We start from the raw sequence: 26,749 nt of genomic DNA, 5'->3' as shown, positions 1-26,749 counted from the left end.
CGCAGGTCGACGCACAGGCGTGCTACGCCCCCGAAGCCGAGGGCGGCGCTTTCGAGACAGGCGGGGCGGAGTGGCGCTTCAGCGCCACCGCGTGGTCAACGCAGCACGCCGTCCAGGCCGGGCGCCGGCGAGAGCATGTTGCGGGCGTCGATGTCGAAGCTGCGCTGCTTCTTGTCCTCGGGCGTGGCGGCGATGCTGCCCTTGAGGGTGTACTCGAGGCTGCGGCGGCCGGCCAGGGCATCGGCGACGGCCATGCGCGCGCTGGAGCTGGGGCGAAGCGCCACGCTCACCACATCCGCCGTCTCCGGGCCGATCGAGATGCCGGGAGCCGCCTGCAGGGTGCCGGCCGCTTCGCCGCCCACCCCCAGGTCCAGGCGCAGGCTGTCGTAGCGCATCGGGATGCTGCTGTAGTTCTGCAGGCGCAGGTCCACCTTCCAGCTGCCGTCCATATTGACCGTCAGTTGCTGCACGCTGGCGGCCGGGTCGGACACCCGACGCACCATGCCGTCGCTGCAGGCGCCGAGCAACGCGGTGCACAACACAAGCAAGCCGAGGCGGAGCGGGTGACGCATGAGCGCAATCCATGGAGGGGAAGACCGGCGAAGACTACACCACGCCCCGGGATGCGATGGTGGCGCAGCGATGGCAGGCCCGGAGTGCCGCAGGGCGCCTGCCCCTGAGCGGTCCTCGGCGATCCGGCCGGCGGCCATCACCGTGCGTCCCTGCCGTGCGCCAGCCGGATGCCGAGGACGCGCTCAGCATCGCCGGTGCAGGATTCGGGCGCCGTCGGTGCGGGCCTCGGCGGTGGGTAGGAAAATTCTGCAACATTGCGCTTGCCCAATCCCGATCGCCTCGCTATGATGCGCGTCCTCGCACCGGTCCTGCCGCGTTGCGCAGTGGCCGAGTAGCTCAGTTGGTAGAGCAGGGGATTGAAAATCCCCGTGTCGGCGGTTCGATTCCGTCCTCGGCCACCATTCATATCAAGGCTCTACAGCGATGTAGGGCCTTTCTTTTTTCAGGCTTGCGCCAGTGTTGAACCATGCCGCGTGGCGGGTCGACGGATCGTGTCTGCGGCGCTGCGCCTGGGGGAGGTGCGGATCTGCGCGCTATGCAGATTTCCGCATGCGTGCCGCCCGCCATGACGGCCTCCTGGACCGATGTCGCGTGAAGAAGGTGTGTCCACGGTTGTAGACAAACGTACCCAGTTCACGTTTTTTCGGGATCTTCCGCTCAATCAATGACGCTGCCTGTCGTAATCATAGGCACGGGCGATCGGGGGGACCTGCCAATGACCAGCGGATTCGGACGGAGATGGAGCGGCGTGGCGCTGCTGTGGGTCCTGGCTGGCGCGGCCATGGCGGCCCCCGCCGAGCAGGGGGAGCATGCGGGCGAGCAGGGCGGTCCCGGCGCCGATGCGCCTTACATCGAGCAGGTCGGCGCCGAGTGCGTCATGGTCAACACCTATCTGCAGCGGCACGACGGCGTGGTCGAGCGCGTGGTGCTGCGCGAGCCGGTGCAATGTGCCGGCCAGCCGGACCAGCGCGCCATGGTCGACCTGAGCCACTGACCATCCACGCCATCGCCGCCGGCGTCTCGCGCCGCGCTTTACTTCGCTGCGCAGCTCCTGCATAAGCTGCTGTTTCCCGTCCATCGGAACCTGCGCATGCGTCTTTTGCCGATCGCGCTGCTGTTGCTGGCGTGCCTGTTGTGCCTCGCACCGCCGCTGCGTGCCGCGCAGCCGGTCAGTTCGGTCGCCGCGTTCGATCTCGGCCGCTATGCCGGGCAGTGGCACGAGATCGCGCACCTGCCGGTCTCCTTCCAAAAGAAATGCGTCGGCGACGTCACTGCGGCCTATGTGCTGCGCGACGACGGCCAGATTGGCGTGCGCAACGCCTGTCGCACCGCCGACGGCACCACCCTGGCAGCCGAGGGCGTGGCACGGCGGGTGGAGGGCCATCCCGGGCGGCTGCAGGTGCGCTTCGCGCCGGATTGGCTGTCCTGGCTGCCGATGGTGTGGGCCGACTACTGGGTGATCGCGCTCGATCCGGATTATCAGTGGGCGCTGATCGGCGAGCCGGGACGCAAGTACCTGTGGGTGCTGTCGCGCTCGCCGCGCATGCAGCGCAGCGTGTTCGAGGCGATCAAGGCCAAGGCGGTGGCGATGGGCTACGACCTCGACCCGCTGCTGGTGGTCGCGCCGTTGGAGTGAACGGCGCTGATCGGCGACGCATCGCGCAACTGAGGCAGTACGTTCTGGGGCAGGGGTGACGGGCGCCTGGGCCGATCGGCCTCAGACGGGAAACGCCGCCAACGCGGTGACCAGCAGCGTCGCGCTGTCGCCGTCGCGCAGCGCCTGCAGGGCGCCGCGGCCGTCGGTCAGGCGCATCTCCCGCAACCACTGCGACAGCGTCGCCAGATCGCTGCCGCAGCCGTTCCAGGCCACGCAGATGGTGTCGCCGACATTGTGCAGGTCGGCGTGGTTCAGATGCTCCAGGGTGCCGTCATGCGCCAGCCAGGCGAGTGCCCGTTGCGCATCCTCCGGGGCGCCATAGGCGGCGCCGTCGATCAGCGACAACAGGTCGCTGTTGCCGGCGCGTTGCTCGGCCCGACGCCGTTCGGCGCGGCGCATGCCGTGCAGGATCGCCTTGATCCGGTCTTCGTGGAGGCTGTCGGTCATGCGCGCGGGGACGAGGCGGGTAGCGGCATCATTCTTCGCCCTCGGCACGCAGTTGCAGTTCGCCGTCCGCCAGGCGCGCGCGCAGCCGATCGCCGGGCGCCACCTGGGCGGCCGAGCGCACCACGCTGCCGTCGTCGACGCGGGTCAGGATGCTGTAGCCGCGCGCGACGGTGGCCAGCGGGCTGACCGTCTCCAGGGCGCGCGCCAGCGCGCGCAGGCGCTGCGCATCGGCCTGCAGTTGCCGCGTCATCGCCGCCTGCGGACGCCGGCCCAGCGCCAGCAGCCGCACCCGCAGCATCGCCAGCCGTCGTTGCGGCTGTGCGGCGCGCAGCACCGCGGCGGCATGGCGCAACTGCGCATGGCGGCGTTCTTGTTGCTGCCGCCACACCGCCGCCAGCCGCCGTCCGATCTCGTGCTGGCGGCGCTGCAGCAGTTGCAGGCGCATTTGTGGACTCTGCGCCTGCAGGCGCAGCAAGGCGCGGTCGGCGCGTTGCTGCGCTTGCCGCAGCCGGTGCTGCTGCCAGCGCAGCAGCGCGGCGTGCTGGGCACGCAGGCGCGCGCCGAGATCGCGCTGGTCGGGCACCAGCAATTCGGCGGCGACCGACGGGGTGGGTGCGCGCAGGTCGGCGGCGAAATCGGCCAGGGTCACGTCGGTCTCGTGGCCGACCGCCGACACCACCGGCGTGACCGCGGCAGCGATCGTGCGTGCCAGCTGTTCGTCGTTGAACGCCCACAGGTCCTCCAGCGAGCCGCCGCCGCGGGTCAGCAGGATCGCGTCGTAGCGGCCGCTGGCGTCGGCCTGGCGCAGCAACGTGGCGATCTGCGCCGCGGCGCTGTCGCCCTGGACCAGGCTCGGCAGGATGTCCACCTGCAGCAGCGGCATGCGCCGCCCGAGCACGCTCAGCACGTCGCGCACGGCAGCGCCGCTGGGCGAGGTGATGACTGCCAGGCGCCGCACGAAGCCGGGCAGGGCGCGCTTGCGCTCGCTGGCGAACAGGCCCTCGGCGGCGAGCCGCGCCTTGAGCTCCTCGAACGCGCGGCGCAGCGCGCCTTCGCCGGCTTCCTCCAGATGGTCCAACACCAGTTGGTAGTCGCCGCGCGCTTCGTACAGGGTCAGGCGCCCGCGCGCCAGCACCCGCAGGCCTTCGCGCGGCACGAACCGCAGCCATTGGCTCTTGGGCTTGAACATCGCGCAGCGCACCTGCGCGCGCGCGTCCTTCAGGGTGAAATACAGGTGGCCGGACGAGGGCCGGGTGACATTGCCCAGTTCGCCCTCCACCCAGGCCAGCGGGAAGGCGCTCTCCAACAGGTCGCGGGCCAGCGTGTTGAGCTGGCTGGGGCTGAGGATCTGGTCGGCGCGATCGGACATGCGGGCAGTGCAGGGCGTACGGGCGCCTATCCTCGCACGTCGGCAGCTGCGTCCGGCTGCGTCGACGTGGCTGCGTGCCGGGCCAGCGCCCACTGCACGTGCTCGCGCACCAGCGGCGAGGGATGCTGCGCGCGCGCGCCGAGCGCGGCCATTACCTGTGGCGTGGTCGGCGCGTTGCCCAGCGCCACGGCGATATTGCGCAGCCAGCGTTCGTGGCCGCTGCGGCGGATCGCGCTGCCTTCGGTACGGCGCAGGAATTCGTCTTCCTCCCAGGCGAACAACTGCGCCAGCGTCGCCTTGTCCAGGTCGTTGCGCGCGCGGAAGTCCGGCTCGTCGCTGCGCTTGGCGAACTTGTTCCAGGGGCAGATCAGCTGGCAGTCGTCGCAGCCGAAGATGCGGTTGCCGATCGCCGGGCGCAGTTCCTCGGGAATCGCGCCATCGTGCTCGATCGTGAGGTAGGCGATGCAGCGGCGCGCATCGAGCCGGTACGGCGCGACGATCGCCTGGGTCGGGCAGACGTCGATGCAGCGCGTGCAGGTGCCGCAGTGCGCGCTGGCCGGCGGATCGATCGGCAGCGGCAGGTCGACGTAGATCTCGCCGAGGAAGAACCAGGAACCGCCGTTGCGGTCGATCAGGCAGGTGTGCTTGCCGATCCAGCCCAGGCCGGCGTCGCGCGCCAGGGCGCGTTCGAGCACCGGCGCCGAATCGACGAACACGCGGTGGCCGAACGGGCCGATCTCGTCCTGGATGCGCTCGGCCAGCTTCTGCAGGCGGTTGCGCATCAGCTTGTGGTAATCGCGGCCCAGCGCATAGCGCGCGACGTAGGCGCGCTCGCCGTCGTGCAGCGTGTCCCAGGCCGAATCGTCGTCATTGCGGCCGTAGTCCAGGCCCACCGAGATCACCCTCAACGTGCCGGGGATCAGCTCCGCCGGGCGCGAGCGCTTGTCGCCGTGCTGGGCCATCCAGTGCATCGTGCCGTACAGGCCCTGTTGCAGCCAGTCGCGCAGATGCGCCTCGTCCTGCTGCAGTTCGATGCCGGCGATGCCGCAGCGCTGGAAGCCGAACGTGCGCGCCAGCGCGCGGATGCGCGCGGCGGCGGCGTGGGGATCGGCGATGTCGAGACGGGCGGACATCGCGCAAGTATAGAATCCCGTGCATGTACGACTGCTTCGATCTCTATGCCACCGCGGCCGCGCGCCGCATCGATGCGCAGGCCACCGCGCTGCTGGGCGGCGACGGCTACACGCTGATGCAGCGCGCCGGCCAGGCCGCGTGGCAGACGCTGCTGCAGCGCTGGCCGCAGGCACAGCGCATCCTGGTGGCCTGCGGCAGCGGCAACAACGGTGGCGATGGCTACGTGCTGGCGCGGCTGGCGCATCGCGCCGGACGCCAGGTGCGCCTGCTGCAGTTGCCCGGGCGCGGTCCGCAGTCGCCGCTGGCGCAGCGCGCCTGCACCGACTACATCGGCGTCGGCGGTCGCATCGAGGAGTTCGACGCGGCACTGGCGCCGGCCGAAGTGGTGGTCGATGCGTTGCTCGGCATCGGCCTCAATCGCGCGCCGGACGCCGAACTGGCGGCGCTGCTCGGCGCGCTGGGCGGACTTGGCGCGCCGGTACTGGCGCTCGATGTGCCCAGCGGCGTGGACGCCGAAACCGGCAGCGTGCCCGGCGCGGTGTTGCCGGCGACGCTGACCTTGCAGTTCATCGTCGCCCATGCCGGCCTGCATACCGGTGCGGCCTTGAACCATGTCGGCGAGCGCGCACTGGCGACGCTGGAGGTGCCGCCGGCTGCGTTCGCCGGTTGCGCGCCGCGCGCACAGGCCTGGACCGTCGGCGCCTTGCGCAGCCGTCTGGCGCCGCGCCGGCAGGACAGCCACAAGGGCGATTCCGGCCATGTGCTGTGCGTCGGCGGCAACCTCGGCAGCGGCGGGGCGGTGATGCTGAGCGCCGAGTCGGCCCTGCGCAGCGGCGCCGGCCTGGTCAGCGTCGCCACCCGTGGCGCGCACGTGGCGCCGCTTCTGGCGCGCTGTCCGGAGGCGATGGTGCATGCGATCGACGATGCAGGGACACTGGCGCCGTTGCTGCACAAGGCCAGTGTGGTCGCGCTCGGCCCCGGACTGGGTCAGGACGATTGGGCGCGGGCGCTGTGGCAGACGGTCCTGGCCGATTCGGACCGCGCGCTGATCCTGGACGCCGATGCATTGAACCTGCTTGCGCAGTCGCCGCGGCCCGTCCCGCAGGCGGTACTGACCCCGCATCCGGGCGAGGCCGCGCGCCTGCTCGGTATCGCCACCGCCGAGGTGCAGCGCGATCGCTTTGCGGCCGCCGCGACCTTGGCCGAGCGCTATCAGACGGCGGTGGTGCTGAAGGGTGCCGGCAGCCTGGTCGCCGCGCCGGGGCAGACGCCGCGGGTGATCGCCGCCGGCAATCCGGGCATGGCGGTCGGCGGCATGGGCGATCTGTTGACCGGGGTGGTCGCGGCGCTGCGCGCGCAGGGCCTGTCGGCGTTCGAGGCGGCCAGCGTCGGCGCACTGCTGCATGCCGGCGCCGGCGATCGCGCTGCTGCCGCGGGCCAGCGCGGGCTGCTGCCGACCGATCTATTGCCGGCGCTGCGGCGCCTGTCCAATCCGGAATCCGAATCATGAGCCTCATGTTGTTCCTGCCCGACAGCGACGCCACCGAACGTCTCGGTCGCGCGCTGGCCGTGACCCGCCCGACGCAGGCCTCGGTACATCTGCACGGGGATCTGGGCGCCGGCAAATCGACCCTGGCGCGGGCGCTGCTGCGCGCACTCGGCGTGCAGGGGGCGATCCGCAGCCCCACCTATACCTTGGTGGAGCGTTACCCGCTGGCCGATGGCGAAGCCTGGCATCTGGATCTATACCGCATCGGCGCGGCCGGCGAGCTGGATTTTCTGGGGTTGGACGAGGGCGGGGCCACGCTGTGGCTGGTGGAATGGCCCGAACGCGGCGGCGACGTGCTGGCCCCGGCCGATGTCGAGGTGCGGTTGGCAGCAGTGCGAGGCGACGGGCGCAGCGTCGCCCTGCAGGCGCGCACTGAGGCGGGCGCCGCATGGCTGGCCCGGGTGGGTGGACAGGCCGACTTGCAGGGACTTTTTGCCGGCTGACGCTAGAAAGTGAAGGCAGGTTATGGATTATTAAGGGAAAACCGCTTGCCTTTGACTCCCGGCGATGTTTGAATCGCGTTATGCGCCCGGGGACCCGTTTTTTCGCCAGTTTCGCCGCTGCCGCAGGCTGGTGCCTGGCGGCGCAGATGGCGTTTGCCGGACAGGTGCAGTCGGTCTCGCTCGACAACGGCGCCACCGGCACCCGCGCCGAGATCCGTCTGCAGGGCAGCGGTGGCTTCAGCACGCTGTCGCTGGCCAACCCCAACCGCCTGGTCGTCGATCTTCCCGATTCCTCCGCTGCCAAGGGCCTGAAGCTGCCGGCCGGCGGCGGCGTGGTGAGCGCGGTGCGGACCGGGCATCCGGTGCCGGGCACCTTGCGCATCGTCTTCGACCTGAGCAGCCAGGTGGTGGCGTTCAAGCCGCAGATGCAGACCATCGGCGGCAGTTCGGTGCTGGTGATCGAATGGCCGGGTGAAGCGCCAGCAGGCAAGGCGGTCGCCGGCGACGCGCCGACAGCCGCTACCCCGCTGCCCCAGGCCGCGCCGATGCCGACGCCCAAGCCGGCAATGGATGCGCGCGCCGAAGCGGCGCGCGCGACCGCGGCGCTGACCTCGTCGGTGGTGCAGCGTGCCAGCCAGCCGGCGCCGACCCCGGTGCCGCCGCCGGCCGCGCCCACGCCTGCGCCCACCGTCGTTGCATCTGCGCCGAGCGTTGCGGCGGCGCCCGGCCATCCTGCGCCTGGCAGCGTGCCGTCGCCTGCGCCCGCGCCAGTCGCGCCGCCGGCGAACGCGCCCTCCGAGCGTGACGACGCGGACGACGATGCGGCGGTGGCCGCGGCCGCCGAAGCGCGCCCGGTGATGCCGAGCGCCGCGGCGCGAGTGAAGATGGCGCCGGGCATGCGCCCGCTGATCGTGGCCATCGATCCCGGCCACGGCGGGCAGGACCCCGGTGCCAGCGGCCCGAGCGGCAAGCACGAAAAGGACGTGACCCTTGCGATCGGTCGCGAGCTGGCGCGCCAGATCAACGCCACGCCGGGCATGAAGGCGTACATGACCCGCACCACCGACGTGTTCATTCCCCTGCCGATGCGTGCGCAGAAGGCGCGTGCGGCCAAGGCCGACATCTTCATCTCGATCCACGCCGACGCCGCCGAGAACCGCAGCGCCACCGGCTCCTCGGTCTACGTGTTGTCGACCAAGGGCGCGTCGTCGCAACGCGCGCGCTGGCTGGCGGACAAGGAAAACGCCGCCGACCTGATCGGCGGCGTGCGCTTGCAGAAGACCGATAGCACCCTGGCCAACGTGTTGCTGGACCTGGCCCAGAGCGGACATATGAAGGCCTCCGAAGACGCGGCCGGGCATGTGTTGGGCGGGTTGAAGCGGATCGGCAACAACCACAAACCCGAGATCGAGCGCGCCAACTTCGCGGTGCTGCGCACTTCGGACATGCCGGCGATGCTGGTCGAAACCGCCTTCATCTCCAACCCAGACGAAGAGCGCCGGCTGACCGATCCTGCCTACCAGCGGCGCATCGCCGGCGCCGTGCTCGACGGCGTCAGCACCTTCTTCACCCGGCAGCCGCCGCCGGGCACGCTGTTCGCCGCGCGCGCGCAGGCCGAGGCCGAAGCGGCCAGCACCGTGGCCGGCGGCAGCCGCTGAGGCGCTATCATTAACGGCTGATCCTCGATGACGGCGTCCGCGCCGCGAGCCGTGCCGATGTTCTTTGCCTGCTGTCGTTTCCCTCCCGTCGCCAAGCCCGGTGCGCGCCTGCGCATGCATGGAGCGAACACGGCATGAGCATCCGCCAGCTGCCCGAGATCCTGATCAACCAGATCGCTGCCGGCGAAGTGGTCGAGCGGCCGGCCTCGGTGGTCAAGGAACTGGTGGAGAACGCGCTGGACGCCGGCGCGCACCGCGTCGACATCGATCTGGAAGAAGGTGGTGTGCGCCTGATCCGCATCCGCGACGACGGCGGCGGCATCGCGCCGGAGGAACTGCCGCTGGCCATCTCGCGGCACGCGACCAGCAAGATCGCCTCGCTGGACGACCTGGAATCGGTGGGCACGCTGGGGTTCCGCGGCGAGGCGCTGCCGTCGATCGCCTCGGTCAGCCGCTTCACCCTGGCCTCGCGCCGTGCCGGCGACGAACACGGCGCTGCCCTGCAGGTCGAAGGCGGCAAGGTCGGCGAGGTGCAGCCGCGCGCGCTGCCGCCTGGCACGCTGGTCGAGGTTCGCGAGCTGTTCTACAACGTGCCGGCCCGGCGCAAGTTTCTGCGTGCCGAGCGCACCGAACTGGGCCACATCGAGGAGTGGCTGCGTTCGCTGGCGCTGGCGCGCCCGGACGTGGAGCTGCGCGTCTCGCACAACGGCAAGCCATCGCGGCGCTACAAGCCGGGCGACCTGTACTCGGATGCGCGCCTGGGCGAGACCCTGGGCGAGGACTTCGCAAAGCAGGCGCTGCGCGTGGACCACAGCGGTGCCGGCCTGCGCCTGCATGGCTGGATCGCGCAGCCGCATTACTCGCGCGCCAGTGCCGACCAGCAGTACCTCTACGTCAATGGTCGCTCGGTGCGCGACCGCAGCGTCGCCCATGCGGTGAAGATGGCCTACGGCGACGTGCTGTTCCATGGCCGGCAGCCGGCCTATGTGCTGTTCCTGGAACTGGAGCCGGCGCGGGTCGACGTCAACGTGCATCCGGCCAAGCACGAGGTGCGCTTCCGCGACGCGCGGCTGATCCACGACTTCGTCTATCGCACGCTGCAGGACGCGCTGGCGCAGACCCGCGCCGGCAGCCTGCCCGGCGCGATCGGCGCCGACGCGGCGCTGCCGCCGCCAGCCGCGGGCGCTGCGGCCTGGGCGGGTGCAGGCGCGCCGAACGGCGGCGGTACGGGTGGTGGCGGCGGGCAGGGCTACGGTTACGGCGCGCAGTGGCGCCCGGCGCAATCGCCGCTGGGCTTGCGCGTGGAAGAGGCGCCGGCCGCCTATGCGGCGCTGTACGCGCCTGCCGCGGAAGCGGGCAGTGCCGCCGGTCTGCCGCGGCAGACCCAGGACCCAGCCGGCGGCCTGCCGCCGACCGCCGCCGACAGCGGCGTGCCGCCGCTCGGCTATGCCATCGCGCAGTTGCACGGCATCTACATCCTGGCCGAGAACGCCGATGGCCTGATCGTGGTCGACATGCACGCCGCGCACGAACGCATCGGCTACGAGCGCCTGAAGACCGCACACGACGGCATCGGCCTGCACGCGCAGCCGCTGCTGGTGCCGATCACCCTGGCGGTCGGCGAACGCGATGCCGATACCGCCGAACGCGAGGCGGAGACGCTGGCCGCGCTCGGGTTCGAGATCACCCGCAGCGGGCCGCAGTCGCTGCACGTGCGCAGCATCCCGGCGCTGCTGGCGCAGGCCGAGCCGGAGGCCTTGCTGCGCGACGTGCTCACCGACCTGCGCGAACACGGCCACAGCGGCCGCATCGCCGGCGCGCGCGACGCGTTGCTGTCGACCATGGCCTGCCACGGCGCGGTGCGCGCCAACCGTCGCCTCACCGTGCCGGAAATGAACGCCTTGCTGCGCGACATGGAGGCCACCGAGCGCTCCGGACAATGCAATCATGGGCGTCCGACCTGGGCGCGGTTCACCCTGGGCGAGATCGATCGTTGGTTCCTGCGGGGGCGGTGATGGACAAGCAAGTGTGGACGACGGCGCTGCTGGTAGCGCTCGTCGCCTTGGGCGGATGCGGCAAACAGGCGCCGGCGCCGGCCGCGCCGAAGGCGATGGACGCGCGCTTCGTGGCCGACGAACAGGCCTGGCGCGCGCAGCGCCAGCGCGAACTGCAGGCGCCGGATGGCTGGACCAGCCTGGTCGGCCTGCACTGGCTGGAACTGAAGGAGCACTACGTCGGCAGCGGCCCGGACAGCGGCATCCGCCTGGCGGTCGGGCCGGCGCGAATGGCCCTGGTGTCGCAGGTGCGGCGCGAGGTGTACCTGACGCCCGAACGCGGCGCCGCGCTCAGCGTCGCCGGTGCGCCGGTGCAGGGGCGCATCCGCCTGTACAGCGATCATGACCCGCAGCCGACGGTGATCGACTTCGACGACGGCAAGGGCAAGCTCAGCCTGATCGAACGCGGCGGCCGCTACGCGCTGCGGGTCAAGCACGCCGATGCGCCGACCCGGCGCAGCTTCACCGGAGTGCCGTACTGGCCGCTGGCCGAATCCTGGCGCGTGCGCGGGCGTTTCGTGCCCAACCCGCCGGGCACGACCCTGCCCATCGTCGACATCATCGGCGTCACCACGCCATCGCCCAATCCCGGCGCGCTGGAGTTCGAACGCGGCGGCAAGCGCTACCGCCTGCAGGCGATCGGCGAACCCGGCCAGCCGCTGTTCGTGGTGTTCGCCGACCGCACCAGCGGCCGCGGCAGCTACCCGGCCGGACGCTTCCTGGACGTGGACGCCCCTGCGGCCGACGGCAGCGTGGTGCTGGATTTCAACCGCGCCTACGACCCGCCGTGCGCATTCACGCCCTTCGCCACGTGCCCGCTGCCGCCGCCGGAGAACCGCCTCGACCTGGCGGTGGACGCCGGCGAGAAGGCCTACGCCGCTGCCCATTGACCCGAGGATGCCGATGACCCCGTTCCCGCGCCCGTTGCGCCGCCTGCTGCTGGGGCTTTCGCTGTGCCTGGCCCTGCCGGCACTGGCCCGCACGCCGCCGCCGCCGGTCGCTCCTGCCGCCGCGCCCGCGGTGGCGCCGCCGACGCCGCTGTTGTGGAAGGTCAGCGGGACGCGCGGCACGCTGTACCTGCTGGGCTCGTTCCACATGCTCAAGGCCGACGACTATCCGCTGGCCCGCGAGGTCGATGCGGCCTATGCGGCGTCGCCGCGGTTGCTGTTCGAACTGGCTCCGAAGGACGTGGACGCGCCGCAACTGGGCGCGCAGATGCTGCAGGCGGCGCAGCGCCACGACGGCAAGCGGCTGCAGGACGACCTGGACCCGGCCATCTGGGAACGGCTGCGTCGCTACGCCGCCGGCCACGGCCTGCCGCTGGCGCAGATGAGCGGCTTCGAGCCGTGGTTCGTCGGCCTCAGCATCAGCATCGCCGACATGCAGACGCAGGGCCTGCAGGCCGATGCGGGGCTGGATCGCCACTTCATGACCTTGGCCCAGCAGGACGGCAAGACCGCCGAGGGCCTGGAGACCGCGCAGGCGCAGATCGACCTGCTCGACGGCATGGACCCGGTGGAGCAGAAGCAGATGCTGACCGAGGCGCTGGACGATGCCGAGCAGGGCGCGGCGCAGACCCTGCGCCTGCACGACGCCTGGCGTCGCGGCGACGAGCGCCAGCTATGGCAGGAGATCGGCGCGCAGATGAAGCGCGACTATCCGCGGCTGTACCAGCGCATCGACGTGGAGCGCAACCAGGCCTGGCTGCCGCGCCTGGAGCAGCGCCTGAAGGACGGTGGCGGCGACACCCTGGTGGTGGTCGGCGCGCTGCACCTGCTGGGGCCGGACGGCGTGGTCGACGGCCTGCGTGCGCGCGGTTACAAGGTCGAGCGGATCTGCGCGAGTTGCAAGTCGGCGAAGTCGCGCTGACACACGCCTGCGAGGCTTCGCCCGTACCCTCATCCGCCCCTGCGGGGCACCTTCTCCCAATGGGAGAAGGGAAGAGCAAAAGCCCCTCTCCCGCCGGGAGAGGGGTTGGGGTGAGGGCAGGGCGCGCAGCGCCCCGCCGAACCCACCCGGTCGCAATCCTCAGCGCGGACGCGACTTCGGCGCGGCACCCGCCGGCGGTTCGCCGGGCTTGCCGGTACCGGCGGCCGGGCGGCCGAAGCCGGCGCCGAGGTTGCGCTGGAACTCCTGCCACAGTTCCAGGTTGCGCTCGGTGAGCTGGTTCATCATCGTCCACGGGGTCTGTCCCAGCAGGTTGCCCATCTGCTGGCGGAACTGCTGCTGCTGGTCGAGGAACACCTGCATGCTGCGCTCCAGGTAGTTGCCCATGAAGCCCTGCAGCGAGTCGCCATAGAAGCGGATGATCTGGCTGAGCAACTGCGTGGACAGCATCGGTTCGCCGTCCTGTTCCTGGTCGGCGATGATCTGCAACAGTACTGCGCGGCTGAGGTCTTCGCCGGTCTTGGCGTCGCGGACTTCGAATTCCTCGCCGTCGATGATCAACTGGCGGACGTCTTCGATGGTGATGTAACTGGAGATCTCGGTGTCGTAGAGGCGGCGATTGGGATACTTCTTGATGATGCGAATCTCAGCCATGAAGCGATCGCTCTGTGACGGTAGGCGCGCAGCATGGCGCAGCGCAGCAGGGCTTGCAACCGCCGAAAGTACCTGAACACGCGGGTGCAGCAAAAAAATCATGCTGCGCAGCATTCGCAGCGCAGCAAACGTCCGCAGGCCGCCGTGGCGGCCAATGCGGGATAGCGTTACCTCGCGCGAAAGCCGCCGCCCGAGCGATTCAGCCGCTCACCACCCCATGTGGTGGCCGCCGTTGATGTCTAGGTTCGAACCGGTGATCCACGCCGCTTCCTCGGCCACCAGGAACGCCACGGCGTAGGCGATCTCCTCCGGCTTGCCGAGACGCCCGGTGGGAATGTCGGCGGCGATCTTGGCGCGGACTTCCTCCGGCACCGCCATCACCATGTCGGTGGCGACGTAGCCGGGCGAGACCGTGTTGACGGTGATGCCGTAGCTGGCGTTCTCGCGCGCCAGGGAAATGGTGAAGCCATGCATGCCGGCCTTGGCCGCGGCGTAGTTGGCCTGGCCGTACTGGCCCTTGAGGCCGTTGATCGAGCTGATCTGGATGACCCGCCCCCAGCGCTTCTGGCGCATGCCCTCGATCACCGGGCGGGTGACGTTGAACACCGAGTTGAGGTTGGTGTTGATGACCTCGTGCCATTGCTCGGCGGTCATCTTGTGGAAGGTGGTGTCGCGGGTGATGCCGGCGTTGTTGATCAGGATCTCGACCGGGCCGAGCTGGCGTTCGACCTCGCGGATGAGGCGCTGCGCGTGTTCGGGCGAGGCGACGTCGCCGGGGACGATGGCGACCTCGTGACCACGCTCGCGCATGCGCTGCTGCCAGGCCAGGGCCTTGGCCTCGTCGCGGTAGTTGCTGGCCACGCGGTGGCCCTGTGCGGCCAGCCGCTCGCAGATCGCGGTTCCGATGCCGCCGGTGCCGCCGGTGACCAGCGCAACGCGTGATGTCATGGATGTCGCTCCGGATAGAGAAAGAAGGAGGGCGGCCGCGGCGCGGCCCAGGGTGCGATTCTAGTCAGCCTTGATGTCGCTGGGGATAGCGGGCGCGGCCGGTGCTGCGGCGTCCACGCGTCGGTCCTGCGCCGGCAGCCGTGCCGGGTCGAAGCTGCGCAGCGCGCAGTCCAGCAGCGCCCGTACCGATCCGGCGCCTGCCAGCGCGGCCGGCGGCTGGCCCAGCGTCGCCCAGGCCAGGCGCAGCGCCGGCAGCGGGTCGGCGTCGTCCAGCGGCAGCGCGGCATGCGATTTGGACAGCTTGCGACCGTCGGCGCCGAGCAGCAGCGGCAGGTGCAGGTAGCGCGGCGTCGGCAGGCCCAGCGCGCGCTGCAGCAGGATCTGCCGCGGCGTGGAATCGAGCAGGTCGGCGCCGCGCACCACGTCGGTGATGCCTTGTGCAGCATCGTCGACCACCACCGCCAGTTGGTAGGCCCAGCAGCCGTCGGCGCGCAGCAGCACCACATCGCCGACCTCGCTGTAGACGTCCTGGCGCAGCCGGCCGCGGACGCCGTCGTCGAAGGCGACCACGCTGGCCGCGCCGGGCGGCACGCGCAGGCGCAGCGCCGGGTGCGCGCGGACCTGGGTCGCCACGCAGGCATGGTGCACGCCGCCTTGCGCCGCCAGGTCGCTGCGGCTGCAACTGCAGGGAAAAGCCAGGCCGGCCTGCAGCAGTCGCTGCGCCGTCTCGCGGTAGACCGGGTCGCGCTCGCTCTGCCGCAGCACCGGGCCGTCGGCCTCCAGGCCGCAGGCGCGCAGGCTGGCCAGTTGCCGCTCGGCGGCGCCGGGCACGCTGCGCGGGCGGTCCACGTCCTCGATGCGCAGCAGCCATTCGCCGCCGGCGTGGCGCGCCAACAGCCAGCTGCCGAAGGCGGCGAGCAGCGAACCCAGGTGCAGCGGGCCGGTGGGCGAGGGCGCGAAGCGGCCGCGGTAGAGAGGCGAAGACATGGGCAAGCTGAATCCTCGGTCAGGTAAGCGCTTGAATTCAAGCGGCCAACACCGCAGATTCGAGCCAATCCCTACCATTTAATCAGTGCGGAGCCCACGCTCACATGTTCAATCGCATCGTCCTGTTCCTCATCACCAACCTGGCGGTGCTGGTCCTGGCCGGCATTGTCATGTCCGTGTTCGGGGTCAACCCCAACCAGATGGGCGGCCTGCTGGTGATGGCCGCGATCTTCGGCTTCGGCGGCTCGCTGGTGTCGCTGCTGCTGTCCAAGTTCATGGCCAAGCGCGCCACCGGCGCGCAGGTCATCACCGAGCCGCGCAACCACACCGAGCGCTGGCTGCTGCAGACCGTGCAGCGCCAGGCGCAGGCGGCCGGCATCGGCATGCCCGAGGTCGCCGTGTACGACGGCCCGGAGATCAACGCCTTCGCCACCGGCGCCAACCGCAACAACGCGCTGGTCGCGGTCTCCACCGGCCTGCTGCAGAACATGACCGAGGACGAGGCCGAGGCGGTGCTGGGCCATGAGATCAGCCACATCGCCAACGGCGACATGGTGACCATGGCGCTGCTGCAGGGCGTGCTCAACACCTTCGTGATCGTGCTGGCGCGCGTGGTCGGCGGCGTGGTCGACAGCTACCTGTCGGGCAACCGCGACGGCCGTCGCGGCCTGGCCTACTACGCGATCGTGATGGTGCTGGAACTGGTGTTCGGCCTGTTCGCGACGATGATCGCGATGTGGTTCTCGCGCTACCGCGAGTTCCGCGCCGACGCCGGCGGCGCCAGCCTGGCCGGCCGCGCCAAGATGATCGCGGCGCTGCAGCGCCTGGAGCTCAACCATGGCCAGAGCACGCTGCCGTCGCAGGTGCAGGCGTTCGGCATCGCCGGCGGCCTGGGCCAGGGCCTGCGCAAGCTGTTCATGAGCCACCCGCCGCTGGCTGAGCGCATCGCCACCCTGCGCGCCTCGCACGTCAACGCGACAGTGAGCTGAGGTCGACCGCTACAGGCGCAGGCAAATACCTGCGCCTGTAGCGGCTTTTGCCAATCCCCAATCCCGAATCCCCAATCCCGGCCCCTCAGGCAAAATCGAAGTTCATCCCCGGCGCCGCCAGGCCGACGAACTCGCCCTGCACGTAATCGACGCCGGCGCTGAACAGCAGGCTCATCGAGGTGGCGTCGGAGACGAACTCGGCGATGGTGCGGATGCCGGCAGACTGCGCGCGCCCAGTGATCTCGCGGATCTTGTCCTGGTGTTCGCGGGTCTGGGTCAGGTCCTGGGTGAAGCCGCGGTCCAGCTTCAGGAACGAGGGCTGGAAGTGCGCCAGCAACTGGAACGAATCCAGGCCGGAGCCGAACTGTTCCAGCCCGACCTTGCAGTCCAGGGCGGTGGCGTCGGCCAGGAATTGCTGGGCATTGCGCAGATGGGTGAACACCTTGGCTTCCGGCGTCTGCAGCCACAGGCGGTCGCCGGGCACGCCGTGCGTCGCCAGTTCGCGCCGGATCAGGTCGACCATCTGCGTGTCGGCGAAGGCCTCCGGGCTGACCTTGACCAGCAGGCTGGTGGCATGGCCGGCGCGCTGGCGTTCGCCGATCACGGCGATCGCACGAGAGACCACCCAGCGGTCGATCTCGGCAGTCAGGCCATGCTCGGCGGCGATGCCGAGGAAGGTCGACGGGCCGATCAGCTCGTCGTTGCGCTCCAGGCGCAGGTATGCCTCGTACAGCTCGTGCTGGTCGCCCTGCAGGTTCAGCACCGGCTGGTAGTGCAGCAGGAAGCCGTCGCCGGCCAGGGCCTCGCGCAGGTGCTGCACCCAGCGCTGCACGCGCTCCTCCTCGAGGCGATCGGCCGCGCCCGGGTCGAAGATCTTGCAGGCGTTGCCGCCCAGCTCCACGGTCGCCTGCACGTTCTCGCTGGCGCGGGCCAGGACTTGGCCGACGCTGGCGATCTTCTCGCCGATCTGCACGCCGCCGATGCTGACGGTGACCGTGGCCGAGCGCTCGCCAACACTGAACACATGGCTGGCGTAGGCCTGCAGCAGGCGCTCGGCCAGTGCCGCGGTACGCGCGTAGTCGCCTTCCAGCAGCAGCGCGAAGTTGTGCTCGCCGAAGCGCGCCGCCTGCACGTCGCCGTCGATGGCCGCGGCCAGGTGCTGGGCCAATGCTGCGACCAGCGCGTCGGCCGAATCCAGGCCGATGTCGGCCAGCAGCCGCGCGTAATGATCCGGCTCGACCAGCAGGAAGCCGTACTGGCCCTCGCCGCGGCCGACCTGGGCCACGGCGGTTTCCAGCGCCAGCATGAAGGTGGGGCGGTTGAGCAGGCCGGTGACCTGGTCGCGCTGGCGCAGGTCCTCGACCTCGCGCGCCAGTTCCGGGTCGAACTCCTCGCGGCGGCGGAACACCACCTGCACGCAGGCCTCGCCCTCGTAGCTGGCGGTGGCGAATTCCATCGTCGCCGGGAAACTGTCGCCTTCCAGGGTGCGTGCGTCCACCTGGTACTGCGCCGGCGGCGGCTCGCCCTTGCTCAGCGATTTCAGCACCTGCTTGAAGCCTTCCACGTGCTGCGGGGCGACCATGTCCAGCAGCGACACGCCTTCGACGTCGTCGAACGATGAGAACCCGAACATCTCCAGGTAGGCGTCGTTGGCGCGGATGTGCATGCCTTCGTGGATGTAGGCGATCGGATCGCGCGAGGAGGCGATCAACGCGTCGCAGCGGCGCTCGGTCTCGCGCATCTGCGCCTCGATCCGGCGCAGCCCTCGCCGCGCCTGCAGATCGGCCCAGGTGGTGCGGACCACCGCCAGCAGGTGCTCGGGGCGCTGCCGCAGCGCGATCGCGCGTGCGCCACCGGCCACCGCCTCCAGCCATTCGTTCTCGTCGATGCGCTCGGCCAGCACGATGACCGGGATGTCCTTGCCGCTGGCCGCGACCCGCTGCAGCACCTGCGGCAGCGGGATCGACTGGGCCTGTGCGCTGAGCACCAGGTCGATCGGCTGCGCGGCCAGCATCGCCGACAACTCCTCGGCGTGCTGCGGCCGCGACGGGCGCACCGCGATGCCGCTGTTGCGCAGGCTGCTGACGATCGCCTCGGCGTCTTCGCCGCTGTCGTCGACGATCATCAGGCGGAGGGTGATGTCTTTGCCTGTGTGCATGAAGCCTCCCGGGGACGGGGTTTAATACACGATGCCCGCTGTCGCGTCCATGTTGTTCGGGAATGGGGAATCGGGAATGGGGAGTCGCAAGAGCGGACTATCGTGTCTGAACGTTCGCGGGCGGACCGAGACGCGCGCGCAACGAGCGGTGTTTCGAGTCCCCATTCCCGAGTCCCCATTCCCGGCCGCTAGGCCGCCAAGCCCGCCGCATGGCCCGAGGCCCAGGCCCACTGGAAGTTGTAGCCGCCCAGCCAGCCGGTGACGTCGAGCACTTCGCCGACGAAGTACAGGCCGGGCACGCGTCGCGATTCCATGGTCGAGGACGACACCTGGTCGGTGTCCACGCCGCCCAGGGTGACTTCGGCGGTGCGGTAGCCCTCGGTGCCGCTGGCCACCAGCGGCCAGGCGCCGAGCAGCTCGGCGGCGGCGCGCAGCTGCGGCTCGTCCAGTTGGCGCACCGGCTTGTCCGGCAGCCACACCTCGCACAGGCGTTGTGCGAAGCGGCGCGGCAGCGTCTCGCCCAGCACTGTACGCAGTTCGCTGGCGCCGCGCAGGCGCTTCTGTTCGCGGAGCCAGGTCGCCGCGTCCTGCCCCGGCAGCAGGTCCAGGCGCAGGTCGTCGCCCGGCTGCCAATAGGAGGAGATCTGCAGGATCGCCGGGCCGCTGACCCCGCGGTGGGTGATCAGCATGAAGTTGCGGAAGCTTGCGCCGTTGCAACGGGCCTCCACCGGCAAGGCCAGGCCGGACAGGTCGTGCAGGCGTTCCTGGTGCTTGCCGCTCAGGGTCAGCGGCACCAGGCCGGCGCGGGTCGGCAGCACGGCGTGGCCGAACTGCCGCGCCAGGTCGTAGCCGAAGCCGCTGGCGCCGAGGCTGGGGATGGACAGGCCGCCGGTCGCCACCACCAGCGAATCCGCCTGCACCGGGCCGTCGTCGGTGTCCAGGCGGAAGCCCTCGCTGCCGCGTTCCACCGCGCGCACGCTGCAGTCGGTGCGCACGGTGACGCCGGCTGCGGCGCACTCGTCCACCAGCATGCGCACGATCTGCTTGGAGGAGATGTCGCAGAACAACTGCCCCAGTTCCTTCTCGTGATAGGCGATGCCGTGGCGCTCGACCAGGTCGATGAAGTCGGTGGGGCGGTAGCGGGCCAGCGCCGACTTGCAGAAGTGCGGGTTGGCCGACAGGAAATTGCCCGGCCCGGTACCGGTATTGGTGAAATTGCAGCGGCCGCCACCGGACATCAGGATCTTCTTGCCGACCTTGTTGGCGTGGTCGATCACCCGCACCCGGCGCCCGCGTTGGCCGGCGGCGATCGCGCACATCAGCCCGGCGGCGCCGGCGCCGATCACCACGACATCGGTGCGGAGGGGGGCGGTCCCGGCGCTCATGCCGCGGCTTTGCGCACCGTGGGCGTGAAGGCGAAGCTGCCGCTGTCGCCCAGCCACTGCACCTCGCCGTCCTGGATCACCACGTCGAAGCGCATGCTGCGCTGGATCAGCTCGGCCGCCGCGGCCACGGCCTCGGCCGGCAGGTCGATCACCTGCACCTGCTTGAGCTTGCCCAGCGCCGAGGCGTTCTTGTCCCACCAGATGTCCGCGGCGCGGCCGCCGTAGTTGACCACCACCACCGAACGCGCCCGCCCGCAGGCCTTGCGCACCCGCGATTCGTCGGGCTGGCCGACCTCGATCCATTGTTCGATCGCGCCGGTGTAGTCCATCCGCCACAGGTCGGGCTCGTCGTCGCTGCTCAGGCCCTTGCCGAACAGCAGGCGCTCCTCGGCGTACAGGGCGAAGGTCAGCAGGCGCGCCATCAGCCGCTGGTCGGTCTCGGACGGATGTTGCGCCAGGGTCAGGGAGTGGGCAGCGTAGTAGCCGCGGTCCATGTCGGAAATCTGCAGCTCCGCCTTGCGGAGGGTGGCGGTGAGGGCCATGCGGCTACCGGGATCGAGGGCGCAATAGGATACGGTGTGCGGGGCTGCCGCCGACCCGTGCCGCGGGTGGGGCCCGAGGATCGCTGCCGGGTCGGATGGCAGAGGCGAGAGGGGAGCGCTGGGTGGATGCGGCGGTGTCTGCGGCACTCAGCGCCTCAGTCGCCGTTGCCCGGCAGGCGGCAGATTTGCGCAGTTTTTGCGGATCGGCAGCAGGATCGGCCGCGCCGGCACTAACTTTAGGGTGAGGTTCAGCTTCCTTGTGGTGGATCCCGGTTTGTCTACATAAAGATGTCGCTTTTTGATCGCGACCCGCGTATGGTGGCCCCACTGTGTTTGCTAGAGTCACCGTGAATCGTGGCTTGGTGCAGTAGATCTCGCGATCCACTTCATCGTTCCGCTCGCTTTACTAACGCCTGCAACTCAGTCTCGGCCTCGATCTCCGATGGCTGCGATTTCTTCAATTCAATGTTTCAGGAGTTAGCAAATGTCTGATCGTCAGAGCGGTACCGTGAAGTGGTTCAACGATGCCAAGGGCTTCGGCTTCATCACCCCGGAAAGTGGCCCGGACCTGTTCGTGCACTTCCGCGCGATCCAGGGCACCGGCTTCAAGTCGCTGCAGGAAGGCCAAAAGGTGACCTTCGTCGCCGTGCAGGGCCAGAAGGGTATGCAGGCTGACCAGGTGCAGGCCGTCTAAGGACGCCCGCCACCGCAAGGTGCCGAACGCCGGAAGCGCAAGCTTCCGGCGTTTTTGTTTTGGGCGATGCTGGCGTCGGGCGCGTGTTCGCGCCAGCTGTGGCCATTCGCGGCGTGGCGCCGAGCGCTGCGGCGATGTCCATGCACACGCCGGTTCACACCCGCATCCGGCTACGATGGCGGCCCCCAGTCGCCGGAGCCGCCGCCATGATCACCGTGCATCACCTCAACCAGTCCCGGTCGCAGCGCGTGCTGTGGTTGCTGGAGGAACTGGCGCTGCCGTACCAGGTAATCAAGTACCAGCGCGACCCCAAGACCATGCTGGCACCGCCGGAGCTGCGCGCGATCCATCCGCTGGGCAAGTCGCCGGTGCTGGTGGACGACGGCCACGTGCTGGCCGAGTCCGGAGCGATCCTCGACTATCTGGTGGACCGCTACGACACCGGCTGCACGCTGTCGCCGGCGCCGCAGCCGCTGGATTCGCCCGAGCGCCTGCGCTACCGCTACTGGATGCACTACGCCGAAGGCTCGGCGATGCCGCCGCTGCTGATGAGCCTGGTGTTCGGGCGGATCCGCTCGGCGAAGATGCCGTTCTTCGCCCGGCCGATCGCCAAGGGCATCGTCGACAAGGCGATGCGCAGCTTCGTCGGGCCGCAGGTGCGCCTGCACCTGGACTGGATGGAGCGCGAGCTGGCGGCCACCGGCTGGTTCGCCGGCGACCGCTTCACTGCCGCGGACGTGCAGATGAGCTTCCCGGTGCAGGCCGCGGCGGCGCGCATCGGCCTGCAGGCGCATCCGAATCTGGCCGGATTCGTGCAGCGGATCGAGCAGCGCCCCGCCTACCAGCGTGCGCTGCAGCAGGGCGGCCCGTTCGAGTTGCTCGGCGGCGCGAACGACTGAGTCCGCCGCGCGCGGGCCGCGCCTCCCGCGTGGTCAGCGGACGGCGGGGCGTGCCGGGCAGGTGCGTACGAAGGCGATGCTGTCGGCCATGACCGGGAGCGCCGGGTCGTCCTTGCGCAGCGCCAGCACCAGGCGCATGTGGCCGACGCCGGGATAGGTCTTCAGTTCCGCCGGCACGCCGACACGCTGCAGCGCGGCCTGCAGCGATTGGCTGTTGTGCGGCTCCACCACGGTGTCGGCATCGCCGTGCAGCAGCAGCGCCGGCGGCTCGTCGCCGTCGACGAAGTTCACCGGCTGCGAACGCCGCTGCTGCGCCGGGTCCTGGCCGAACATGCCGATCAGATCCGGGTCGGTCAGCGGCAGGAAATCGTAGGGGCCGGCCAACCCGACCAGGCCGCACAGTTGCCGCGGCGACAGGCCCTGCGCCTGCAGCCAGTGGCCGTCGGTGGCCAGCAGTGCGGCGATGTGCGCGCCGGCGGAGTGGCCCATCAGCACCAGTCGCTGCGGATCGCCGCCGTACTCGGCGGCATGGCGCTGGCTCCAGGCCACCGCGGCGGCAGCGTCGCGCATGAAGCCGTCCAGGGTCACCTGCGGATACTTGCGGTAGTCCGGCACGATCGCGACCACGCCGTGCCGCGCCAGCGCTTCGCCGGCCCAGCGGTAGTTCTGGCGGGTGCCGGTCTTCCAGGTGCCGCCGTGGAAGAACACCACCACCGGCGCGTGCTGCACCCCGGCCGGGCGGTACACGTCCAGCGCCAGGCCGTGCGCGGCGTCGTAGACGATGCCGCGCTGCTCGCTGAGGCCATGCCGCGAGGAGCCGGCGTTGAGGCCGCCGAAGAACAGGCTGCTGCAGGCCGAGACCAGCAGCGAGGACAGGGCGATCAGGGCGTTGCGGGGCCAGCGGGGGCGAGAGGGACGGTCGGACATGGGCGATCCCGGAGAGGAGCGCGGAGCATGCCGGATGGGGGTGTCGGTGGCGAGTGGAGGTGGGGCGGGGATTTGGGATTGGGGAGTGGGGATTCCGCAGAAGCGCGGCGTGTTGCGCTTGCGCCTTGATTTCGCGGTGGGCGGACCCTCACCCCAACCCCTCTCCCGGGGGGAGAGGGGCTTTCAGGCCCAGGGGATACCTGACGTGCACTGGATGCTCACCTTGCGGACTTTCCAATGAAGCCTGCGACTTCTACGCTGTCTGCCATGTCCTCCTTGCGTTTCGACAATCGTTTCGTCGCCGAGTTGCCTGGCGACCCGGAAACCGGGCCGCGGCGCCGCGAGGTGCTGGGCGCGCTGTGGTCGCCGGTCCAGCCGACGCCGGTGGCGGCGCCGCGGCTGCTGGCGTACTCGCCGGAGGTGGCGGCCTTGCTCGGGCTGTCCGAGCAGGAAGTGCGGGCGCCGCAGTTCGCCGCGGTGTTCGCCGGCAATGCGCGTTATCCGGGCATGCAGCCCTACGCGGCGAATTACGGCGGCCACCAGTTCGGGCATTGGGCCGGGCAACTCGGCGACGGCCGCGCGATCTCCCTGGGCGAGGCGCTGGGCGTGGATGGGCGGCGCTGGGAGCTGCAGCTCAAGGGCGCCGGACCCACGCCATATTCGCGCGGCGCCGATGGGCGTGCAGTGCTGCGTTCCTCAATCCGTGAGTTCCTGTGCAGCGAGGCCATGCATCACCTGGGCGTGCCGACCACGCGCGCGCTGAGCCTGGTCGGCACCGGCGAGACGGTGGTGCGCGACATGTTCTACGACGGTCACCCGCGCGCCGAACCGGGCGCGGTGGTGTGCCGGGTGGCACCCTCGTTCGTGCGCTTCGGCAGTTTCGAACTGCCGGCCGCGCGCGGCGACATCGCGTTGCTGCGGCGCCTGGCCGATCTGGTGATCGCGCGCGATTTCCCGGAATTGCCGGGAACCGGCGGCGCGCGCGACGCGGCCTGGTTCGCCGAGATCTGTGCGCGCACCGCACGCATGGTGGCGCACTGGATGCGGGTCGGCTTCGTGCACGGGGTGATGAACACCGACAACATGTCGATCCTGGGGCTGACCATCGACTACGGCCCGTATGGCTGGGTCGACGACTACGACCCGGAGTGGACGCCCAACACCACCGATGCGCAGGGGCGCCGCTACCGCTTCGGCACCCAGCCGCAGGTCGCGTACTGGAACCTGGGTCGGCTGGCGCAGGCGCTGGCGCCGCTGTTCGACGACGTGGCGCCGTTGCACGACGGCCTCGAGCGGTTCCGTTCCGAGTATGCGCAGGCCGAGCGCGACAACATCGCGGCCAAGCTCGGCCTGCAACAGTGCGGCGATGACGATGTGGCGCTGATGCGCGACGTGCTGGATCTGCTGCAGCAGGGCGAGGTCGACATGACCCTGTGGTTCCGCGGCTTGAGCGCATTGCCGCTGCAGCCGTGGACGCCGGCGCAGGCGCTGGCGGCGCTGGCCGACGCGTTCTACGACCCCGCCAAGCTGGCGGCGCAGGCGCCGGCGTTCGAGGCCTGGCTGGCCCGCTATGCGCAGCGCCTGCAGCCGGATCCGCTGCCCGCCGCCGCGCGTGCGGAGCAGATGCGCGCGGCCAACCCGCGCTACGTGCTGCGCAACTACCTGGCGCAGCAGGCGATCGACCGCGCCGAGCAGGGCGACACCGGCGGCATCGACGAGCTGCTGGAGGTGATGCGGCGTCCCTACGACGAGCAGCCGGGACGCGAGGCCTTCGCGGCGAAGCGTCCGGACTGGGCGCGGACCCGGGCCGGCTGTTCGATGCTGTCGTGCAGTTCCTGAGCGGGGGCGGCGCGTGCGCTCAGGACGCGGTCGCGCCGCGGTAGCGCCAGGCGGCCAGGAAGGTCGCCACCACTTCCTCCGCCAGCGCCTGCTGGGCGGCCGCGTCCGGCGCCTGTCCGTTGAGCATCGCGCTGGGATATGCATAGCCGAAGGTGGCGCCGATGAAGGCGGTGGCGGCGAGGAAGGGCGCATCGACCTGCACGTCGCCACGCGCGTGCAGGGTCTGCAGCAGGGCGCTCAGGCGCTCGCGCAGGCGGCCGGCGCGGCGCAGGTGCAGCGATTGCAGCAGGTCCGGCATCTGCGCGCTGGCCTGCACCAGCAGGCGATGCAGGCGCAGGGCGTCGGGCGCGTACAGGTGCGCCGGCACGGTCACCGCGATCTGCCGCAGGGTCGCCGGCAGGTCCTGCGCGGTGGCGCTGCCGATGTTTTCGAAGCGCGCCTGCAGTTCCTCGTTCAAGGCCTCGAACACCTGCATCAGCAGCTCGGCCTTGCTGGAAAAGTGGTTGTACAGGCTCTGCCGGGTCAGCCCGGCCTGGCTGGCGATCTGTTCCAGCGACACGTCCAGCCCATGCTCCAGCAGCAGCGTGCGCGCCGCCGCCAGCAGCCGCGGGCGCGCCAGCGCCGGCCGGCCGCGCGGCCGAGCGGGCGCGGCCGCCGCCGCCATCTCGGGCGTCGCGGTCGTTGCTTGCGCACCCGGCTGGCGAAGGGTTGTGCTTCCCTTCATGAATGTTTTTTTGTCTTTGAGTAAATTAAATGATCCCCCTCGCCGTCCCCAGGATCAAGCGCATGCCCGCGCCTCTCGTCCAGCGCCGCCGCGCGCTGCCGTTGCTGCTGTCCGTCGTCGTGCTCGCATTCGCCGGCTGCAAGGGCGGAGGCAAGGCGCCGGCGCCGGCAGCGAAGACGGTGGAGGTGATGGTCCTGCAGCCGCAGAACGTGCCGCTGAGCGTGGAACTGGCCGGGCGCACCGTGGCGTCGGAAGAATCGGAGGTGCGGCCGCAGGTCAGCGGCATCCTGCGCCAGCGGCTGTTCGAGGAGGGCGCCGTGGTGCGGGCCGGGCAGCCGTTGTTCCAGATCGAGCCGACCCTGTACCAGGCCGCCGCCAACCAGGCGCAGGCCAACCTGGCCACCGCCGAGGCCACGCTCGCCGCCGCCACGCTGCGCGCCGAGCGTTACCGCACCCTGGGCAAGACCCAGCTGGCCGCGCAGCAGGACGTGGACGATGCGCAGGCCGCCTACAAGCAGGCGCTGGCCAGCCGCGACGCGCAGCGCGCGGCGCTGGACACCGCGCGCACGCAGCTGCGCTTCGCCACGGTGCTGGCGCCGATCGGCGGGCGCATCGGCCGCGCGCGGGTGACCCCGGGCGCGCTGGTCACCGCCAACCAGACCGACGCCATCGCCAAGATCCAGCAACTGGACCCGATGAACGTGGACATCACCCAGTCGGGCAACCAGTTCCTGGCGCTGCGCCGGGCGATCGCTGCCGGCGGCGTGCAGCCGGCCAGCGCGCAGGTGCGGCTGACCCTGTCCGACGGCACCGAGTATCCGCTGCCGGGCACGCTGGAGTTCGCCGACATCGACGTGGAGGAGACCACCGGTGCGGTGACCCTGCGCGCGCGCTTCCCCAATCCCGATGCGCAACTGCTGCCCGGCATGTACGTGCGCGCGCTGGTCGGGCAGGGCGTGCGCCAGCAGGCCCTGCTGGTGCCGCAGTCGGCGGTGGATCGCACCCCGCGCGGCGAGGCGGTGGCCTGGGTGGTGGGCGCCGACAACGTGGTGCGCCAGCGCGAGTTCACCACGCTGCGCGCGGTCGGCGACCGCTGGCTGGTCGGCGATGGCCTCAAGCCCGGCGAGCGGGTGGTGGTGGCGGGCCGGCAAGGCCTCAGCGACGGCGCCAAGGTGACGGTGAAGACCGCCGCCACCGCGGCCGCGCCTGCCGCCAGCCAGGGCTGAGCCGGC

At 70.6% G+C, this 26,749-nt stretch carries 25 protein-coding genes and 1 tRNA gene; 14 read left to right on the top strand and 12 right to left on the bottom strand.

The features are described from left to right. Nucleotides 1-95 precede the first annotated feature (95 nt). Entirely contained in the window at nt 96-572 is a 477-nt protein-coding gene (locus tag RAB71_RS13220) for an LEA type 2 family protein (RefSeq protein ID WP_010342826.1), read from the bottom strand. A gap of 326 nt (nt 573-898) precedes the next feature. Between RAB71_RS13220 and RAB71_RS13215 the strand changes: the two genes are divergently transcribed. The 3 genes from RAB71_RS13215 to RAB71_RS13205 all read left to right on the top strand — a co-directional run bounded on the left by RAB71_RS13215 (nt 899) and on the right by RAB71_RS13205 (nt 2,209). Beyond that, nucleotides 899-974, top strand: a tRNA-Phe gene (locus RAB71_RS13215). A gap of 314 nt (nt 975-1,288) precedes the next feature. Continuing rightward, nucleotides 1,289-1,567: a hypothetical protein gene (locus RAB71_RS13210; RefSeq protein WP_234006554.1), complete on the top strand. Its 279-nt coding sequence runs from the start codon at nt 1,289-1,291 to the stop codon at nt 1,565-1,567. Nucleotides 1,568-1,663: 96 nt separating this feature from the next. Then, entirely contained in the window at nt 1,664-2,209 is a 546-nt protein-coding gene (locus RAB71_RS13205) for a lipocalin family protein (RefSeq protein ID WP_010342824.1), read from the top strand. Between the two features lie 81 nt (nt 2,210-2,290). Here the strand turns inward: RAB71_RS13205 and RAB71_RS13200 are convergent, their stop codons facing one another. The 3 genes from RAB71_RS13200 to queG are packed head-to-tail and all read right to left on the bottom strand — an operon-like array spanning nt 2,291 to nt 5,179. Continuing rightward, nucleotides 2,291-2,677 carry a hypothetical protein gene (locus RAB71_RS13200; protein WP_010342823.1) on the bottom strand — a complete coding sequence of 129 codons (387 nt, stop codon included), beginning with the start codon at nt 2,675-2,677 and terminating at the stop codon, nt 2,291-2,293. A gap of 28 nt (nt 2,678-2,705) precedes the next feature. Beyond that, a complete protein-coding gene (gene xseA / locus RAB71_RS13195; protein ID WP_010342822.1) occupies nt 2,706-4,046 on the bottom strand; it encodes an exodeoxyribonuclease VII large subunit in 1,341 nt (446 codons plus the stop codon). Nucleotides 4,047-4,072: 26 nt separating this feature from the next. After that, nucleotides 4,073-5,179: a tRNA epoxyqueuosine(34) reductase QueG gene (gene queG, locus RAB71_RS13190; protein ID WP_010342821.1), complete on the bottom strand. Its 1,107-nt coding sequence runs from the start codon at nt 5,177-5,179 to the stop codon at nt 4,073-4,075. Between the two features lie 23 nt (nt 5,180-5,202). Here queG and RAB71_RS13185 point away from each other — a divergent pair, with 23 nt between their 5' ends. The 6 genes from RAB71_RS13185 to RAB71_RS13160 all read left to right on the top strand — a co-directional run bounded on the left by RAB71_RS13185 (nt 5,203) and on the right by RAB71_RS13160 (nt 12,753). Continuing rightward, complete coding sequence (locus RAB71_RS13185) at nt 5,203-6,690, top strand: bifunctional ADP-dependent NAD(P)H-hydrate dehydratase/NAD(P)H-hydrate epimerase (protein ID WP_010342819.1); 1,488 nt, start codon at nt 5,203-5,205, stop codon at nt 6,688-6,690. Further along, nucleotides 6,687-7,172, top strand: a complete 486-nt coding sequence (tsaE, locus tag RAB71_RS13180) for a tRNA (adenosine(37)-N6)-threonylcarbamoyltransferase complex ATPase subunit type 1 TsaE (RefSeq protein WP_010342818.1) — start codon at nt 6,687-6,689, stop codon at nt 7,170-7,172. The genes RAB71_RS13185 and tsaE overlap by 4 nt, the downstream gene beginning before the upstream one ends. A gap of 80 nt (nt 7,173-7,252) precedes the next feature. Next, on the top strand, nt 7,253-8,830 hold the full coding sequence (locus tag RAB71_RS13175) for an N-acetylmuramoyl-L-alanine amidase (RefSeq protein WP_104609469.1): 1,578 nt from the start codon (nt 7,253-7,255) through the stop codon (nt 8,828-8,830). Nucleotides 8,831-8,964: 134 nt separating this feature from the next. Next, on the top strand, nt 8,965-10,845 hold the full coding sequence (gene mutL / locus RAB71_RS13170; RefSeq protein ID WP_104609470.1) for a DNA mismatch repair endonuclease MutL: 1,881 nt from the start codon (nt 8,965-8,967) through the stop codon (nt 10,843-10,845). Then, nucleotides 10,845-11,774, top strand: coding sequence for a DUF1684 domain-containing protein (locus RAB71_RS13165; RefSeq protein ID WP_010342974.1), 930 nt, complete (start codon nt 10,845-10,847; stop codon nt 11,772-11,774). Before mutL ends, RAB71_RS13165 begins: the two co-directional genes overlap by 1 nt. A 13-nt stretch (nt 11,775-11,787) precedes the next feature. Beyond that, nucleotides 11,788-12,753 carry a TraB/GumN family protein gene (locus RAB71_RS13160; RefSeq protein WP_010342975.1) on the top strand — a complete coding sequence of 322 codons (966 nt, stop codon included), beginning with the start codon at nt 11,788-11,790 and terminating at the stop codon, nt 12,751-12,753. Between the two features lie 159 nt (nt 12,754-12,912). Here RAB71_RS13160 and phaR read toward each other — a convergent pair whose 3' ends face one another. The 3 genes from phaR to gluQRS form a co-directional block, all read right to left on the bottom strand. Beyond that, entirely contained in the window at nt 12,913-13,425 is a 513-nt protein-coding gene (phaR, locus tag RAB71_RS13155) for a polyhydroxyalkanoate synthesis repressor PhaR (protein ID WP_010342976.1), read from the bottom strand. 207 nt (nt 13,426-13,632) lie between these two features. Continuing rightward, a complete protein-coding gene (locus RAB71_RS13150; protein WP_010342977.1) occupies nt 13,633-14,373 on the bottom strand; it encodes a beta-ketoacyl-ACP reductase in 741 nt (246 codons plus the stop codon). Nucleotides 14,374-14,433: 60 nt separating this feature from the next. Then, on the bottom strand, nt 14,434-15,360 hold the full coding sequence (gluQRS, locus tag RAB71_RS13145) for a tRNA glutamyl-Q(34) synthetase GluQRS (RefSeq protein WP_010342978.1): 927 nt from the start codon (nt 15,358-15,360) through the stop codon (nt 14,434-14,436). Nucleotides 15,361-15,464: 104 nt separating this feature from the next. Between gluQRS and htpX the strand changes: the two genes are divergently transcribed. Then, nucleotides 15,465-16,349: a protease HtpX gene (htpX, locus tag RAB71_RS13140; RefSeq protein ID WP_010342979.1), complete on the top strand. Its 885-nt coding sequence runs from the start codon at nt 15,465-15,467 to the stop codon at nt 16,347-16,349. An 85-nt stretch (nt 16,350-16,434) separates the two neighbouring features. On the opposite strand, the gene RAB71_RS13135 is transcribed toward htpX, so the two are convergent. From RAB71_RS13135 to RAB71_RS13125, 3 genes are all read right to left on the bottom strand, one after another. Then, nucleotides 16,435-18,507, bottom strand: coding sequence for an EAL domain-containing protein (locus tag RAB71_RS13135; protein WP_010342980.1), 2,073 nt, complete (start codon nt 18,505-18,507; stop codon nt 16,435-16,437). 188 nt (nt 18,508-18,695) lie between these two features. Continuing rightward, nucleotides 18,696-19,892 carry an NAD(P)/FAD-dependent oxidoreductase gene (locus RAB71_RS13130; RefSeq protein WP_010342981.1) on the bottom strand — a complete coding sequence of 399 codons (1,197 nt, stop codon included), beginning with the start codon at nt 19,890-19,892 and terminating at the stop codon, nt 18,696-18,698. Continuing rightward, complete coding sequence (locus tag RAB71_RS13125; RefSeq protein WP_010342982.1) at nt 19,889-20,434, bottom strand: YaeQ family protein; 546 nt, start codon at nt 20,432-20,434, stop codon at nt 19,889-19,891. Before RAB71_RS13125 ends, RAB71_RS13130 begins: the two co-directional genes overlap by 4 nt. Nucleotides 20,435-20,918: 484 nt before the next feature. Between RAB71_RS13125 and RAB71_RS13120 the strand changes: the two genes are divergently transcribed. Continuing rightward, the gene (locus tag RAB71_RS13120) at nt 20,919-21,128 is read left to right on the top strand and encodes a cold-shock protein (protein WP_006451993.1); all 210 of its coding nucleotides are present in this window, start codon (nt 20,919-20,921) and stop codon (nt 21,126-21,128) included. A 206-nt stretch (nt 21,129-21,334) separates the two neighbouring features. Next, nucleotides 21,335-22,027 carry a glutathione S-transferase family protein gene (locus RAB71_RS13115; protein ID WP_010342983.1) on the top strand — a complete coding sequence of 231 codons (693 nt, stop codon included), beginning with the start codon at nt 21,335-21,337 and terminating at the stop codon, nt 22,025-22,027. Between the two features lie 33 nt (nt 22,028-22,060). Here the strand turns inward: RAB71_RS13115 and RAB71_RS13110 are convergent, their stop codons facing one another. Beyond that, nucleotides 22,061-22,954, bottom strand: coding sequence for an alpha/beta hydrolase (locus RAB71_RS13110; RefSeq protein ID WP_010342984.1), 894 nt, complete (start codon nt 22,952-22,954; stop codon nt 22,061-22,063). A gap of 267 nt (nt 22,955-23,221) precedes the next feature. Here RAB71_RS13110 and RAB71_RS13105 point away from each other — a divergent pair, with 267 nt between their 5' ends. Then, nucleotides 23,222-24,793 carry a YdiU family protein gene (locus RAB71_RS13105; protein ID WP_010342986.1) on the top strand — a complete coding sequence of 524 codons (1,572 nt, stop codon included), beginning with the start codon at nt 23,222-23,224 and terminating at the stop codon, nt 24,791-24,793. 19 nt (nt 24,794-24,812) lie between these two features. Here the strand turns inward: RAB71_RS13105 and RAB71_RS13100 are convergent, their stop codons facing one another. Then, on the bottom strand, nt 24,813-25,517 hold the full coding sequence (locus tag RAB71_RS13100) for a TetR/AcrR family transcriptional regulator (RefSeq protein WP_244170789.1): 705 nt from the start codon (nt 25,515-25,517) through the stop codon (nt 24,813-24,815). A gap of 62 nt (nt 25,518-25,579) precedes the next feature. Here RAB71_RS13100 and RAB71_RS13095 point away from each other — a divergent pair, with 62 nt between their 5' ends. Continuing rightward, a complete protein-coding gene (locus RAB71_RS13095; protein WP_010340232.1) occupies nt 25,580-26,743 on the top strand; it encodes an efflux RND transporter periplasmic adaptor subunit in 1,164 nt (387 codons plus the stop codon). The last annotated feature ends 6 nt before the right edge of the window (nt 26,744-26,749 follow it).

The organism is Xanthomonas sacchari, assembly GCF_040529065.1.
Taxonomy (GTDB): domain Bacteria; phylum Pseudomonadota; class Gammaproteobacteria; order Xanthomonadales; family Xanthomonadaceae; genus Xanthomonas_A; species Xanthomonas_A sacchari.
Note: the sequence above shows the minus strand (reverse complement) of the source record. Positions and strands in the feature narration are given on the sequence as shown.

Coding starts and splice junctions, on each gene's coding strand:
- RAB71_RS13220 (WP_010342826.1), bottom strand. CDS start 572: ATGCGTCACCCGCTCCGCCTCGGCTTGCTTGTGTTGTGCACCGCGTTG.
- RAB71_RS13210 (WP_234006554.1), top strand. CDS start 1,289: ATGACCAGCGGATTCGGACGGAGATGGAGCGGCGTGGCGCTGCTGTGG.
- RAB71_RS13205 (WP_010342824.1), top strand. CDS start 1,664: ATGCGTCTTTTGCCGATCGCGCTGCTGTTGCTGGCGTGCCTGTTGTGC.
- RAB71_RS13200 (WP_010342823.1), bottom strand. CDS start 2,677: ATGACCGACAGCCTCCACGAAGACCGGATCAAGGCGATCCTGCACGGC.
- xseA (WP_010342822.1), bottom strand. CDS start 4,046: ATGTCCGATCGCGCCGACCAGATCCTCAGCCCCAGCCAGCTCAACACG.
- queG (WP_010342821.1), bottom strand. CDS start 5,179: ATGTCCGCCCGTCTCGACATCGCCGATCCCCACGCCGCCGCCGCGCGC.
- RAB71_RS13185 (WP_010342819.1), top strand. CDS start 5,203: ATGTACGACTGCTTCGATCTCTATGCCACCGCGGCCGCGCGCCGCATC.
- tsaE (WP_010342818.1), top strand. CDS start 6,687: ATGAGCCTCATGTTGTTCCTGCCCGACAGCGACGCCACCGAACGTCTC.
- RAB71_RS13175 (WP_104609469.1), top strand. CDS start 7,253: ATGCGCCCGGGGACCCGTTTTTTCGCCAGTTTCGCCGCTGCCGCAGGC.
- mutL (WP_104609470.1), top strand. CDS start 8,965: ATGAGCATCCGCCAGCTGCCCGAGATCCTGATCAACCAGATCGCTGCC.
- RAB71_RS13165 (WP_010342974.1), top strand. CDS start 10,845: ATGGACAAGCAAGTGTGGACGACGGCGCTGCTGGTAGCGCTCGTCGCC.
- RAB71_RS13160 (WP_010342975.1), top strand. CDS start 11,788: ATGACCCCGTTCCCGCGCCCGTTGCGCCGCCTGCTGCTGGGGCTTTCG.
- phaR (WP_010342976.1), bottom strand. CDS start 13,425: ATGGCTGAGATTCGCATCATCAAGAAGTATCCCAATCGCCGCCTCTAC.
- RAB71_RS13150 (WP_010342977.1), bottom strand. CDS start 14,373: ATGACATCACGCGTTGCGCTGGTCACCGGCGGCACCGGCGGCATCGGA.
- gluQRS (WP_010342978.1), bottom strand. CDS start 15,360: ATGTCTTCGCCTCTCTACCGCGGCCGCTTCGCGCCCTCGCCCACCGGC.
- htpX (WP_010342979.1), top strand. CDS start 15,465: ATGTTCAATCGCATCGTCCTGTTCCTCATCACCAACCTGGCGGTGCTG.
- RAB71_RS13135 (WP_010342980.1), bottom strand. CDS start 18,507: ATGCACACAGGCAAAGACATCACCCTCCGCCTGATGATCGTCGACGAC.
- RAB71_RS13130 (WP_010342981.1), bottom strand. CDS start 19,892: ATGAGCGCCGGGACCGCCCCCCTCCGCACCGATGTCGTGGTGATCGGC.
- RAB71_RS13125 (WP_010342982.1), bottom strand. CDS start 20,434: ATGGCCCTCACCGCCACCCTCCGCAAGGCGGAGCTGCAGATTTCCGAC.
- RAB71_RS13120 (WP_006451993.1), top strand. CDS start 20,919: ATGTCTGATCGTCAGAGCGGTACCGTGAAGTGGTTCAACGATGCCAAG.
- RAB71_RS13115 (WP_010342983.1), top strand. CDS start 21,335: ATGATCACCGTGCATCACCTCAACCAGTCCCGGTCGCAGCGCGTGCTG.
- RAB71_RS13110 (WP_010342984.1), bottom strand. CDS start 22,954: ATGTCCGACCGTCCCTCTCGCCCCCGCTGGCCCCGCAACGCCCTGATC.
- RAB71_RS13105 (WP_010342986.1), top strand. CDS start 23,222: ATGTCCTCCTTGCGTTTCGACAATCGTTTCGTCGCCGAGTTGCCTGGC.
- RAB71_RS13100 (WP_244170789.1), bottom strand. CDS start 25,517: ATGAAGGGAAGCACAACCCTTCGCCAGCCGGGTGCGCAAGCAACGACC.
- RAB71_RS13095 (WP_010340232.1), top strand. CDS start 25,580: ATGCCCGCGCCTCTCGTCCAGCGCCGCCGCGCGCTGCCGTTGCTGCTG.